The organism is Planococcus sp. SSTMD024, assembly GCF_041320495.1.
In the GTDB taxonomy this organism is placed as follows: domain Bacteria; phylum Bacillota; class Bacilli; order Bacillales_A; family Planococcaceae; genus Planococcus.
The window spans coordinates 21125-35571 of record NZ_JBGGNS010000021.1 but is presented as its reverse complement, the minus strand read 5'-3'; the positions used below and the strand labels follow the sequence as shown (position 1 = coordinate 35571).

Sequence of the window (14447 nt, the reverse complement as noted above, 5' to 3'; positions counted from 1 at the left end):
AAAATAAAGAGAAACTTCAATTAGCTTGGGTTTGTTGCTCGGTTAATGGAGTCAGACTGGCTATTATTTTGCGTACTATTAATTTTCCGCTTAGAATAAGGGGGATTTTGTGCAAAGCAAGGGGTAATCTAGCAAGCAGAAAGTTACAGGAGGTCATGGAAATGAAACGATACATAGCAATAGCAGCGGGGGCAGGGGTAATTGCTCTGGCAGGATGCCAGCCGCAGCCGACGCCGGAAGACCGGTTGGATGAATACGTCGGCTACTGGAACGAACAGGATTTCACCGCCATGTACGAAGACTATCTGGCGCAAGCCTCGAAAGAAGCGTTCCCCCCAGAAGCGTTCGATGAGCGCCAGCAGCAATTGATTGAAGACCTCGGGATCGAAAATCTGGAAGTCAGCTACTCCGCGCAGGAAGATGCGGAGTGGGACGAAGCGGAGCCGGCCGAGTTTCCGCTTACTATCAAGATGGAGACGCTTGCCGGGCCGGTTGAATTCGACCAGACAGTTTCACTGGTCCACGAAGAGCAGGAAAGTGGAGAGAACTGGTTTGTCGACTGGGACCCGTCATTGATCTTCAAGGATCTTGAAGAAGGCGATGAGGTCGCAGTTCGGACAGAAGCTGCTGAGCGAGGGGAAATCGTGGACCGTGAAGGGCGCGGCCTTGCCATCAATGGCACCGGCTATAATCTCGGCGTGGTGCCGGAGCGGCTAGAAGGGGACGGCGATCTGGAGGAAGCCGCTGAACTGCTCGGATTGACGGCAGAGTCGATTGAAGAAAGCTTGAACCAAAGCTGGGTCCAGCCCGATCAATTCGTGCCGCTGACGAAGGCGGCGAAATCGGCGGAACAATTGATCGCAGACGTGGAAGCAAGCGATGTCGTGACTTATCAGGAAACGGCGATGCGCGAATATCCTTACGGCGAAGCGTTCGGCCATTTGACCGGCTATATCGGGTCCATCACGGCCGAGCAATTGGAAGAGTTAAAGGGCCAAGGTTATGGCGCGAATGACTTGATCGGCCGCCAGGGGCTTGAACGGCGCTTGGAAGAACGCCTGCGGGGTGAGAGCGGCGCACGCATCCTGATCCAGAAGCAGGAAGAGGGAGCGGAAGATATCGTCCTCGCTGAACAGGAACCGACAGCCGGAGAAGACGTCGAACTGACGATCGATGCCGAATTGCAGACCGCCGTATATGATTCGATGCAAGGAGAACCGGGCACGGCTGCGGCGGTATCTCCCGAAAACGGCGAAACTTTAGCGCTTATCAGTTCCCCGGGCTTCGATCCGAATGAATTTATCGCAGGAATCGGCGGAGAGCGCTATACGGAACTGGCTGAAGATCCATTGAACCCGTTGTTCACGCGCTTTGCGGCAAGGTATGCACCGGGATCGACCATTAAGCCGGTAACAGCGGCGATTGGCATGGAAGCGGGAACACTCGATCCGCAGCAAGGCCTCGAAATCAACGGCCAGACTTGGCAAAAAGACAGCTCATGGGGCTCCTACCGGGTATCTCGCCTTCACCCAGAAGCGCCGAACCCGATTGATTTGAACCGTGCGCTCGTCTATTCGGACAATATTTATTTCGCAAGGCAGGCGCTTGAGATGGGGACGGAGACATTCATCGACGGTTTGACTGCGTATGGCTTCGGCGAGGAAATCCCATTTGCGATCGGCTTGGAGAGTTCGCAAATCTCCAATGACGGCAGCCTGGGTTCAGAAGGGCAATTGGCGGATACGTCATTCGGTCAAGGGCAGATGCTCTCCAACATCTTGCATCTAGCCTCGATTTACGAACCATTCCTTAACGGCGGCACGATCTATGAGCCGACGCTTTACGCCAGCGAAGAAGCAGGGCAAGTGTGGAAAGAAGGTTTAATCAGCGAAGGCAATGCGGCGGTGCTTCAAGAAAATCTCCGCAATGTCGTTACGGACGGCTACGCCAAATCGGCCGATATTGACGCTGTGCCGATCGCCGGGAAAACCGGGACAGCTGAATTGAAAGGCGCTCTCGGTGAGGAGGGCCAAGAGAACGGCTTCTTCGTTTCCTATCACGCTGAGCAGCAGGACTTCATTTTGGCGATGATGATCGAGTCGATCGAAGACGATGGCGGCAGCGATTACGTCGCAGGCTTTTCCGCGAGTGCCATGGAACAGTATTACTTGAACAATTGACCGAAACCGTCCGCATGCCGCGGGCGGTTTTTATCATGCAAGCAAAGAGGAATTTCATGGGAAAAGGCGTATACTATATAAAAAATAACGGTTGCCAATGGCCAATATGAGCACATCAATTCCACAACAGCAGGAAGAGGGGGATGAGCTTGAAGAAGACATGGTGGAAAGAGTCGGTAGTCTATCAGATTTACCCGCGCAGCTTTTTCGATACGAACGGCGACGGAATTGGGGACTTGAACGGCGTCCGGGCACAACTCGATTATCTGCAGGAACTCGGCGTCGACATGATTTGGCTGTGCCCGGTCTACAAATCGCCGAATGTCGATAACGGCTATGACGTCAGCGATTATCAGGCGATCATGGATGAAATGGGCACGATGGATGACTTCGACCGTTTGCTTGAGGACATTCACTCCCGCGGCATGAAAATCATGATGGATTTGGTCTTGAACCACACGAGCGACCACCACCCGTGGTTTCTCGAGTCGAAATCGTCGCGCGACAACCCGAAACGCGATTGGTATGTCTGGCGCGATAAGCCGACGAATTGGGAAAGCATATTCGGCGGGCCGGCTTGGACGTACGACCCGAAAACGAGGCAATACTATTTCCATTTATTTTCCAAAAGCCAAGTCGATTTGAATTGGGAAAACCCGGAATTGCGTCGAGCGCTCTACGATATGATCCTCTGGTGGCTTGATAAAGGAATCGACGGCTTCCGAGTGGATGCCATCAATCATTTGAAAAAAGATTATACGGACATGCCGAATCCGGAAGGGCTGAATTATGTGCCGGCCTGGCCAAAAATGACGAATGTTGAAGGGATACAGGATTTACTGGCGGAATTGAGGCGGGAGACTTTTGCCAAATACGATGTAGTGACGGTCGGCGAAGCGAATAGCGTACGTTCACATGAAATCGGCGAGTGGATCAGCGAAGCGGAAGGGAAATTCAATATGATCTTCCACTTGGAAGCGCATGAAGAGGCGTGGGATGAAGAAACAGAAGGGGGAGTCGATGTCGATGATTTGCGGCTGGTGCTTGATCGCTGGCAGCGCAGTGCACAAGGGATTGCCTGGAATTCCTTGTATCTGGAAAACCACGACCGCCCGCGCACCGTTTCGACCTGGGGCAATGACCGGGAGCATTGGCGGGAAAGTGCGACCGCGCTCGGGTGCATGTATTTTTTCATGCAAGGCACGCCATTCATTTACCAAGGCCAGGAAATCGGCATGACCAATGCGCCGTTTGACGATATCAATATGTACCGGGATATCGAGACGAAGAACATGTATCGCTATAACCGCAAAAAAGGCGTCCCTCACGAAGATTTGATGAAGACCATCAAGAAAATCAGCCGGGACCATGCAAGAACACCGATGCAATGGAATTTCGGCGCAAACGCCGGTTTTACAGGCGGCAAGCCGTGGATTCCGGTAAACCCGAATTTCAATTGGCTGAATGTAAAAGCGCAGCGCAAAGATCCGCAATCGGTCCTGTCTTTCTATAAGAAGATGCTGCGTTTGCGAAAACAACACGAAGCTTTGGTGTACGGAAGCACGCATTTGGCGTTTTTGGAATGCCCGTTCGTCTATGCCTATACACGCGAGTACGGGGAAGCACGATACTTGGTCATTTCGCATCTCGACGATGACACATGCCCGTGGTGGAGCCCGGTAGACGGTGAATTGCTATTATCGAATTACGACAGCCATCTGGACGGTAAACTGCAGCCATATGAAGCGCGTGTCTACCTGTTGAAGTAAAAGTCGCCCCAAAATGGCTTCTTTGTAGACTGGCTTAAAGGTATATAGGTGTAGGTGTAATGAACTATTAATGGTAGTAATCTCTTTCCCGGGCAAGTATTTTCCCAATTACGCAATCTATTTTTCTCTGCTAGATTTAAAGCATGGCAATAGCCGCAGGACAACAGGCGGGACGCCGCTTGCTGCACAGAGCCATGAAAATCTATTCGGAAAAGGGGATTCGAAAGATGAAAAAATCGGCAAAGTTCATTACAACAGCAATGCTGGCAGCGACGATGCTCGTACCGGCAATGGGGGTTTCAGCAAATGAAGCTCCGGACGCACAAAATGCGAACGCAAATGGCAAGATCCGCGTGCTCATCGACATGCCAGGAAAAAATGAGCTCGAAAAAGCGAAAGATCAATACGGCGTCCACTGGGATTTCAATAGCGAGGGCTTCACGACCGAAATGAATGAAAAGCAATATGAAGCATTGAAGAAAAACAAGAATGTGACCATTGAAAAGGTTCCGGAATACACCGTGGAAACGACGACGCTTGAACCGCAAGCGCGTTATAAAACAGCTGCCGCTTCCCAGTCCACACCTTGGGGCATCAAAGCAGTATACAATAACAGCTCCATTACGAAAACAAGCGGCGGTTCAGGCGTCAACATTGCCGTGCTGGACACTGGCGTCAACACAAGCCATCCCGACCTTGCGGCGAACGTCGAGCAATGTAAAGACTTCACTGTCGGAACCAGCATCCGCAACGGTTCTTGCACAGACCGTCAAGGGCACGGCACGCACGTAGCCGGCTCGGCTCTTGCGAACGGCAATGGCGGATTGTACGGTGTAGCTCCGCAAGCAGATCTTTGGGGCTACAAAGTTCTTGGCGATAATGGATCCGGTTCTGCCGATGATATCGCAACGGCCATCCGCCACGTAGCCGATCAGGCTTCTGCGCTGAACCAGAAAACCGTCATCAATATGTCTCTTGGCTCTTCAGCAGAAAGCAGCTTGATCACGAATGCGGTCAACTACGCATACGGTAAAGGTGTTCTTGTCATTGCCGCAGCAGGCAACGAAGGCCCGTATCAAGGGTCGATCGGCTTCCCGGGCGCATTGCAAAATGCCGTAGCGGTAGCAGCTCTTGAAAACGTGCAGCAAAACGGCACGTACCGCGTAGCGGATTTCTCATCCCGCGGATACAGCCAATATGCTGGCGACTATTCAATCGGCAAATATGATGTAGAAGTATCAGCACCAGGCGCAAGCATCTATTCTGCTTGGTATGACGGAGGCTATGCAACAATCAGCGGTACGTCGATGGCATCTCCTCATGCAGCAGGCCTTGCAGCGAAAATCTGGGCAGCAAACCCATCTGCGACACACACGCAAATCCGCGGTGATCTTCAAAACCGCGCAGCTGACAACGATATCTTGTCCGGCTATTACGCAGGATCTGGAGACGACTCCGCTTCTGGATTCGGATTCTACCGCCTGCCATAAGAGTTAGCTCAAAACAAGCCCGGCTGTAACAGCCGGGCTTGTTTTTTTATGTTATTATTTATATATTCTGACAAAGAAAGGTGAGTTTATGAACATCGGTTCTGTGATTAAATACTATCGGCTCAAGCACAATCTCACACAGTCACAGCTCGCTGATGGCATCTGTTCGATATCGCATTTGAGCAAGATCGAATCCAATACCTATACGCCACACGAAGAAACTTATGAAGCACTGCTGACCAAAATGGGCGTGCAATTGAAAAAAGAACTGGAACACCAGAAGCGGCTCGAACAACAACTCGGGCGTTTTATTGATTGCGCACTTCATTACGATCTCGATAATTTGCATAAAATCCATGAAGAGCTACTGGGTGAAGATGATTATCTCCAATCTACCGATCTGGTAAATCAGTACGAATTGTATAAATTCCGTTATTACGTCTTGGATATGCAAATGGACAAAGCGACACACCAACAAAAACTGCTGGAAAAGTTGAAAGCGTCTTTTACAGCACCGGAGCTGTGGATGAGCCGATTTTTCCAAGCGCTTTATTTCACTACTTTAGGCCAGCAAAAAGAGGCAATGGACTTGATGGACCGATTGGATCAAGGCCTTCAAAGCATCCCGCAAAAACTGGAAGGGGAATTCTATTACCAAAAAGCAAGAATTCTAATAGTGCATGACCGTCTCGAGCTTTCCGCATACTTTGCAGAGCGGGCGGTGCGCTCTTATGAGATGCACCACAATTACATCCGTCTCCTTCACGCGCAATTGCTGCTGGCGATCAACTACACAAGGCGCAACCTGAGCACCCAGGCCGCCAGCTTGTATGAAGTGGTGAAACGCAACGCCCATTTGACGCATCAACATGAACTATACCAATCGGTTCTCTATAATTATGCGGAATTGCTGAAAAGCCAGAAGCAGGACAGCGAAGCATTCGAGCTGTTTTCGGAGCTGAAAGATGTAGTGCAGCCCGGGAGCTATATTTATAAAGCAGTAATCGTCAATCTCCTGGAACTGAAAGGTGTAAGCGAAGAAGAGGCTGGTGAGCTGGTCGAACAATTGCGCATGCCCGGCACTCCTAAAGATGAAGAATACTTTAAACTGTACAGTGATTATTACGGGAAACGGGAATTTTCCCAACAGGAACTTTTGAACTATAAAGAAGATAAAATGTTTCCATTTTTCAAAAAATATGGTTATATAAAAGACACTAAGCATCTTTCTGAAGAACTTGCCGCTCATTACAAAAAGCAGCAGGATTGGCAGAAAGCTTATTACTATCAAACTCAATTTCTGGAAAGCGAAGGTGAATGATATGGAAAAGAAAAAATTATTGGCAGGCGCCGCTTTAGCGTTGATCTTGGCGTTGTCGGCTGGGTTGCCTCAAATTGCAGCTGAAGCAGAAAGTGCTGACGGAAGTGTAACAATCAACGGGCCGCAAGTATTGCCGCCGGTTTAACCAAAGAAAGATAGAGAAGCCTGCCGGCTTGGCAGGCTTTTCTTTTGGGCAAAATTCGCCTCAGCCAAAGCCACTTGCCGGTTGTTTTTTATGTGTATATGGGCCTTGCTGGGGTAAACTAAACAAAAAGAAAGGCAGGAGTGCCATGTATAAAAAACAGCAATACGTTTTCAAAGACGGGCGTCCGGTCTTGGCGACTATCCGGACCTACACCGAAGCCGATTTTCCAGGCTTGATCGAAGTGCAGCGTGAAAGCTTTCCGCCGCCGTTTCCGCCGGAATTGCTATGGAATGAGCAGCAGCTAAAAAATCATATCGCGCTTTATCCAGAAGGCGCAATTTGCGTCGAAATCGATGGTGAGATCGCAGGATCCATGACAGGGATGCTCACGAAGTTCGATCCTGCTCGCCCTTTGCATACTTGGGAAGAAGTGACCGATTCGGGATCGATCGGAACGCACGACCCGGACGGGAAATCGCTGTATGTCGTCGATATCGGCATCAAGCCGAAATTCCGCAAACTGAAACTTGGCAAGCTATTGATGGAAGCGATGTATGAACGGGTCGTCGCAGACCGGCTCGACAGGCTTATCGGCGGCGGGCGCATGCCCGGGTATCATCGACATGCAGAGAAGCTGACGGCTGAACAGTATATCGAACAAGTACTGGCAGGTGAACTGAAGGATCCGGTCATCAGCTTCTTGCTAAGCAGCGGGCGCATGCCCGTCACCATAGTACCCGGTTATTTGGATGATGAAGAATCGCACAATTACGCTTTGCTGATGGAATGGCAAAATCCATTTCATTGATCTGTTGTTCTGATTATTCGGATAACAGCTTTTTCAACAGGCTTGTTTTTGCTATACTGGCAGAAACGATTAGGCGCGGAGGGGATCACATGCAGCTGACCGTGCAGGATGTCTTGGATTATGAATTGATGGAAGGGGCGGTCGTCCGTACCGCCAAAAAATATGCACATGCGCAGCCTGTACACTGGGTGTCGGTGATGGAAATGCCGGTGGAGAATTTCGTGCGCCGCAATGAGCTGGTGCTGACAACTGCGATGGGGTGTAAAAACGATGTAGAGATTTTCCGCGGATTTGTCCAGGATATCATCGATTCCGGGGCGGCCGCCCTCATGATTGCGATGGGGCGGCATGTTTTTGAAATTCCGAAAGAGATTGCGGAACTGGCTGAAGAGCAGGCATTCGTGCTCGTTGAATTGCCGTGGGAGCTGCGCTTTTCCACGGTCATCGAAGAAGTGATGATCGATTTGAACGATCTGCACCGGCAAGAGCGGCAGCGATCAGAGCAAGTGCAGCAGGATTTATTGAAACTGATCTTGGCGGATGCGGAGTTGGAGAAAATCGCTGCTTATATCCGCCGCGAGCTCGATAGTGCACTGCTCATAACCGATGCATACGGGGCCGTGCAAGCAGCTGCCGGTTTTTCGCGTGCCAAATTGGAAATGTGGCATCAGCAGGTGCGCAAAGGGAAGTTTCCGATTCGCCAGGAAGCTCCGAAAGGAAACCGCGACCCGATGATCCAGAAATTCCGCAGCGGCGAAATGGGCGGCCGAAGACTCGTCCAAGTACCGGTGCTTCAAGTATCGGAGGAAGCCCAAGGGTACATATTTATAGAACTTCCGGAAAATGCCGGGGATGGGCGTCTCGATGTTTTTTCAGTCCATGTGCTGGAACATGCCGCAACGACCATTTCCTTATGGCGCTCCAGGCAAAATGCCGTCGAAGAGACAAAAGCTGCGCTGCGCATGGATTTCGTCCGCGAACTGGCTAACGGGGAGTTCTCGACCAAAGAGCAAGCGGCTTCCAGGGCGCGCGCACTCGGCTATGACCTGGAGCTCCCGTATATTGGACTGGCGGGAAGCCCGGAGAATTTCCGTGAATTATTCGAACGTCGAAAACCCGACCGCAGTTCGTATACAGAGTGGTCGAAAAGCATGGTGGCCTATATTGAAGAAGAAATCCATTACGCGGCGCATGCCATGAAGCGCACGGTGATGACGGGCTATGCCGACGGATATTTGATCACCTTCCTGGAAAAGCCGCCTGAAAGTGGACAGGAAAACCAAATCAATTTCCTGGATTTGATCGAACGGCGGCTGGGGAATTTATTGCCGGAAGTCGTGTTGTCTTGGGGCATAGGCGATCACGCGGAAGGATTCGAAGGGTTCAGCAGCAGTTTCCGGCATGCGAAAGCGGCGCTGGAAATCGGGCGCATGAAAAAAGGGCCGGGGCATCGGATGGATTACCGCGATACCCGTGCAGACCGGCTGCTGTTGCAACTGGCGAAAACGGAAGGGATGAAAGACATCATCCTGTCGACGATTGAACCGCTCGTCGCTTATGACCGGCAGCGGCAAATGGACCTGATCGGCACCTTTTCAGCCTACAACCATTATCAGGGCAATGTCAGCCAAACAGCGCGCGCCTTGAATCTGCATCGCCAATCGCTGCTTTACCGTTTGCGTAAAATTGAGTCTTTGACCGGATTGTCGCTGGTCGACCCGGATGATTTGTTTCTATTGGAATTATGCGTCCGGACCTACCGCATACGGGCAACTGAACATGATGATGCTTGAATAAAAGCCTTCTGCTCAAGAAGGCTTTTTTTTGTGAAAAAATTGACTAAAGGGCTGCGCGCATTTTCATACACTATGACGGATGCATGAAAAGAAGCCAGGAAGTTATAGTGAACACAAGGATAATAGATTGACTATTCCGACTTTCAATCCGTGAACTGAGGAGGGGATTTCCCATGGCGTTTGGAACTGCAGAGTATCAGGGGCGTATCAGAAAAACGAAACAGCGGATGGCAGAACAAGGAATTGAAGTGCTGCTCATTACCGACCCTGCCAATATGAATTATTTATCGGGGTATGATGCCTGGTCGTTCTATGTACACCAGATGCTCATTGTCATTGAAGACGAAGATCAGCCTATATGGGTTGGCCGCGTAATGGATGCAAATGGCGCGAAGATCACTACTTGGCTTTATCACGACAATATCATTGCCTACCCTGAAATCTATGTCCAAACGGAATTGCGCCACCCAATGGATTTTGTAGCGGAAATCTTGACGCAAATCGGCCAGGATCGGCGTTCGATTGGCGTTGAAATGGATAGTTATTACTTTACAGCGAAATGTTTTGCCAGCCTGCAAAAAGGACTGCCGAATGCCCGTTTCCACGATGCCACCTCCTTGGTCAATTGGGTAAGGGTGGTGAAATCCGATACTGAAATCGTCTACATGAAACGCGCCGCACGTTTTTCGGAAAAAGCGATGACAGCAGGCATGGAAATGATTGGTGAAGGTGTCCGGGAGTGCGACGTCGCGGCAAGGATACTGGAAGTGCAAGTGAGCGGCACGAAAGAACACGGCGGCGATTATCCATCGATCATGCCGCTTTTGCCGACGGGTGAACGCACCGCCGCACCGCATCTGACATGGACCGACAAGCGCTATAAACAAGGGGAATCGGTCACGCTGGAGATATCGGGCTGTTATAAACGTTATCATTCGCCGCTGGCACGCACCGTGTTTATCGGAACGCCGGATGCGGAGCTTCAGCATCTTGCTGAGGTGACGACAGAAGGCATCAACGAATGCCTTGCGATGATCAAACCGGGCATTTATTTAGAGGAAGTATGTGCCACTTGGACGAAAACGATCGCCCGTTACGGATTTGAAAAAGAAGCGCGCATCGGCTATTCAGTAGGCTTGAATTACCCGCCGGATTGGGGTGAGCATACCGCAAGCATCCGCATGGGCGACCGCACTGTGCTCGAACCGAACATGACGTTCCATATGATTCCGGCAATGTGGTTCGATGATTCCGGGTTTGAAGTAAGCGAAACCTTCCGCGTGACGGAATCCGGCTGTGAGACGCTGGCGAATATGCCGAGGGGCTTGTTTACAAAAGGGCATTTGATCGGTTATCAAGGCGGCGCCTGATCGATTGGAAATGAAAAACGATATTGCCTACAAGGCATCAAAATTTGAGGAGTGAGCTCATGACAAACAAAAAAATCCATCAATCCACACAAGCAGTCTGGGGCGGAGAAAAAGAATATCTGGTACACGGGGCATCGCAAGTGCCGGTCGTCTTGAGCGTTGCCTATACGTATGACGATATGGACGACTGGTACGACGTCGCGATCGGCAAGAAAAAAGGACATATTTACGGGCGCAATACGAACCCGACCGTCCAGGCTTTCGAAGACAAAGTGAAATTGCTCGAAGGCGCAGAAGCAGCGACCAGCTTCTCGACCGGCATGGCGGCCATCAGCAATACGCTCGCAGCCTTCCTTGTGCCGGGCGACCGCATCGTCTCGATCAAAGATACGTACGGCGGGACGAACAAGATTTTCACGGAATTCCTGCCGCGCCAGCAAATCGACGTTGCGCTTGTCGATACCGGAGACCACGAGGCAATTGAAGTGGAACTCCAAAAAGGCTGCAAGATCCTTTATTTGGAGACACCGACCAATCCGACTGTCAAAATCACGGACATTGCACGCATGGCAAAAGCGGGTCACGAAGCAGGCGCACTCGTCATCATCGACAACACTTTCGGCACGCCGATCAACCAAAACCCGCTTGAAGACGGCGTCGACCTCGTCCTCCACAGCGCAACGAAATTCCTCGGGGGGCACGCAGATGCACTCGGCGGCGTCTTGGTCGGATCGCATGAACTTGTTGAACAGGTTTATCATTACCGCGAAATCAACGGCGCGACGATGGACCCGATGGCCGCTTACCTGCTGCTGCGCGGCATGAAAACCTTGCATTTGCGCATCCGTGAACAAAGCAAGAACGCCATGGCACTCGCGAAGTACTTGCAGACGAAGGACATCGTCGAAGACGTCTTCTACCCGGGGCTCGAAACGCATCCGAATCACGATATCGCGAAGCGCCAGATGAAAGGATTCGGCGGCATGCTGAGCTTCTCGGTGAAAGGCGGCGTCGACACAGTGCGCGACTTGCTGCCGAAACTCCAATATGCGAACCGTGCAGCGAATCTCGGAGCGGTCGAGACGACTGTCGGCCCAGCGCGCACGACGAGCCACGTGGAATGCACACCGGAAGAACGTGCCGCCATGGGCATTCCGGAAGGCTTGATCCGCGTCTCTTGCGGCATTGAGGAAATCGAAGACATCATCAACGATTTTGAGCAGGCGTTCCAGCACGTCGAAACGGTGATGAACGTCTAATCGGAAAGCCGGGTGTAAACATGGAGAACAAAGATGAACTCCTGATCAAGGCGGAAAAAATGAGCAGAAAACTTAGCGAATGGCGGCGGACGCTGCACCAATTCCCCGAACTGAGCTTCCGGGAATTCGAGACGGCGGATTTCATCGCATCTGTGCTGGCGACTATCGATGGCATTGCTGTCGAGCGGGGAATCGGCTTAGAAACGAGCGTGATTGCAACGCTCGGGAGCGGCCGGGAACCGGTCATTGCGCTGCGCGCGGATATCGACGCCTTGCCGATCGATGAAGCGAATACATGCGATTACCGGTCGAAAACCGCTGGGGTCATGCATGCCTGTGGACACGATGCGCATGCCGCCATCCTGCTCGGTGCGGCTTCGCTTCTTGCCGAACATTACCAGGCGAAGCAATGGAACGGAACGGTCAAATTCATTTTCCAGCCGGCAGAAGAAATGATTGACGACGAGTCCATGTCAGGATCGCCGTATCTCCTTCAAGCGGGCGTTTACAACGAAGCGGAGCTGGCGATTGCTCTTCACATGTGCCCGTGGCTACCGGTCGGTGCGGTTCAAATGCATGACGGCATCAGCATGGCGAACGTCGATGTCTATCACGGAACGATCCGGGGAACTGGCGGCCATGGGGCATATCCTGAACTCGGCAGCGACCCGACTTGGATGCTCGGCCTCATTTTACAGGCGCTGCATGGCATCGTAGCACGGAAAATATCCGCGCTTGAACCCGCGGTCGTCAGTGTCGGGCAGATTCATGCAGGAACTGCCAGCAACATCATCCCGCACGAAGTTCAAGTGGAAGGAACAGTCAGGAGCTACTCGGCCAGGACGCGTGATTTGCTGGAAACAGAAATCCGCGATGCTTTCGCACTCGCCAAACAATTGGGAGGCGATTATTCCTTCCGTTTCCAGCGGGGGGAGCCTGCGCTAATCAATGACCGGCATGTGAATGGACAGGTCACAAAAGCCATACGAAAAACGGATCCATCCGTCAAATGTACCCATCAGGCGTTCGGCATGGGAGGAGAAGACTTCGCTTATGTTACGCAGCAGCTGCCGGGGGCGATGTTTTTCCTCGGCTGTTCGCTGGATGATGGAATCGATCGGGATTTGCATACACCGCATTTCGACATCGATGAGCGCAGTTTGCCGCTCGGCGCTGCGATTTTAGCGAATGCGGCAATCGGCTTTTTCACATAACCGGGCGGACACGGAGAGAAGGAGGGAAAGCATGACACATAAACTGGCATTTATCGGATTCGGAGTCGTCGGCCAAGGGCTCGCTGAAATCCTGCATAGTAAACGGCAAAGCCTGAGGGAGCGCGAAGGCTTTGAAGCGAAAGTCGTCGCGATATCCGATTTCAAGAAAGGTTCGTTGTATCATCCGGATGGGCTCGATCTCGAAACGGTATTGGGCGTTGTGCAAAAGACCGGGAGCTTGGACAGCTACCCGAAAACGGAAGGGCTGATCACCGGCTGGAACAGCCTGGAGACAATCCGGCAATCGAATGCCGACACCGTGGTCGAAGTGTCCTATACGGACGTAAAAACAGGGCAGCCCGCAATCGACCATTGCCGCGCAGCATTCCAAAGCGGCAAGAATGTCGTTATGACCAATAAAGGACCGGTTGCACTCGCTTACCAGGAACTATCATCGTTGGCAAACAAGCATCAGGTGTCATGGGGCTTTGAAGGCACGGTCATGAGCGGGACGCCTGCTTTACGGATGCCGGCCATGACACTTGCTGGAAATGACATCACTGAAATCCGGGGCATCTTGAACGGCACGACCAATTTCATGCTCATGCGCATGGACGAAGGCGAAAGCTATGAATCGGCGCTCAAGGAAGCTCAAAAGCTCGGCTATGCGGAAGCGGACCCGACGAGCGACGTCGAAGGGCTTGATGCGCGCTATAAAATTGTTATCCTCACGCAGCATGTCATGGGCATGCCGTTGTCGGTCGAAGACGTCGAATGCACCGGCATTTCGCAAATGACCCCGGAACTGATCGAACAAGCACGCAGGGAAGGGAAGCGCTGGAAGCTGATCGCTGCGGCCAAAAAAGAAAACGGGGTAGTTTCGGCGAAAGTATCAGCCGAAAAAGTGCCGCTGGACGATCCGCTCGCTTCCGTGTCGGGGGCGCTCAATGCCATTACTTATGAAACCGACCTGCTCGGACCCGTCACATTGAGCGGCGCAGGAGCCGGCAAAACGGAAACGGGTTTTTCCTTGCTCATCGATTTATTGACGATTGCAAAGGCCAGGGAAACGGTGCGGTCATGAAAGGAGGCAAA

At 51.8% G+C, this 14447-nt stretch carries 11 protein-coding genes; all 11 read left to right on the top strand.

Annotated features, from left to right (window positions below):
* The first annotated feature begins 161 nt into the window (after positions 1 to 161).
* The 11 genes from AB9R92_RS07230 to AB9R92_RS07180 all read left to right on the top strand — a co-directional run bounded on the left by AB9R92_RS07230 (position 162) and on the right by AB9R92_RS07180 (position 14436).
* A complete protein-coding gene (locus tag AB9R92_RS07230) occupies positions 162 to 2180 on the top strand; it encodes a penicillin-binding transpeptidase domain-containing protein (protein ID WP_370668793.1) in 2019 nt (672 codons plus the stop codon).
* Between the two features lie 143 nt (positions 2181 to 2323).
* Complete coding sequence (locus AB9R92_RS07225; RefSeq protein WP_370668792.1) at positions 2324 to 3949, top strand: alpha-glucosidase; 1626 nt, start codon at positions 2324 to 2326, stop codon at positions 3947 to 3949.
* 227 nt (positions 3950 to 4176) lie between these two features.
* Positions 4177 to 5439: a S8 family peptidase gene (locus AB9R92_RS07220; RefSeq protein WP_370668791.1), complete on the top strand. Its 1263-nt coding sequence runs from the start codon at positions 4177 to 4179 to the stop codon at positions 5437 to 5439.
* 88 nt (positions 5440 to 5527) lie between these two features.
* Positions 5528 to 6760: a helix-turn-helix domain-containing protein gene (locus AB9R92_RS07215; protein WP_370668790.1), complete on the top strand. Its 1233-nt coding sequence runs from the start codon at positions 5528 to 5530 to the stop codon at positions 6758 to 6760.
* A gap of 1 nt (position 6761) precedes the next feature.
* Positions 6762 to 6905, top strand: coding sequence for a hypothetical protein (locus AB9R92_RS07210; RefSeq protein WP_370668789.1), 144 nt, complete (start codon positions 6762 to 6764; stop codon positions 6903 to 6905).
* A 145-nt stretch (positions 6906 to 7050) separates the two neighbouring features.
* The gene (locus tag AB9R92_RS07205; RefSeq protein ID WP_370668788.1) at positions 7051 to 7713 is read left to right on the top strand and encodes a GNAT family N-acetyltransferase; all 663 of its coding nucleotides are present in this window, start codon (positions 7051 to 7053) and stop codon (positions 7711 to 7713) included.
* Positions 7714 to 7802: 89 nt separating this feature from the next.
* On the top strand, positions 7803 to 9506 hold the full coding sequence (locus AB9R92_RS07200) for a PucR family transcriptional regulator (RefSeq protein WP_370668787.1): 1704 nt from the start codon (positions 7803 to 7805) through the stop codon (positions 9504 to 9506).
* Between the two features lie 176 nt (positions 9507 to 9682).
* Positions 9683 to 10879: a M24 family metallopeptidase gene (locus tag AB9R92_RS07195; RefSeq protein ID WP_370668786.1), complete on the top strand. Its 1197-nt coding sequence runs from the start codon at positions 9683 to 9685 to the stop codon at positions 10877 to 10879.
* Between the two features lie 59 nt (positions 10880 to 10938).
* A complete protein-coding gene (locus AB9R92_RS07190) occupies positions 10939 to 12138 on the top strand; it encodes a cystathionine gamma-synthase family protein (protein ID WP_370668785.1) in 1200 nt (399 codons plus the stop codon).
* A 59-nt stretch (positions 12139 to 12197) separates the two neighbouring features.
* On the top strand, positions 12198 to 13352 hold the full coding sequence (locus AB9R92_RS07185) for a M20 metallopeptidase family protein (RefSeq protein WP_370668784.1): 1155 nt from the start codon (positions 12198 to 12200) through the stop codon (positions 13350 to 13352).
* A 31-nt stretch (positions 13353 to 13383) separates the two neighbouring features.
* Complete coding sequence (locus tag AB9R92_RS07180; RefSeq protein ID WP_370668783.1) at positions 13384 to 14436, top strand: homoserine dehydrogenase; 1053 nt, start codon at positions 13384 to 13386, stop codon at positions 14434 to 14436.
* Positions 14437 to 14447: the final 11 nt, after the last annotated feature.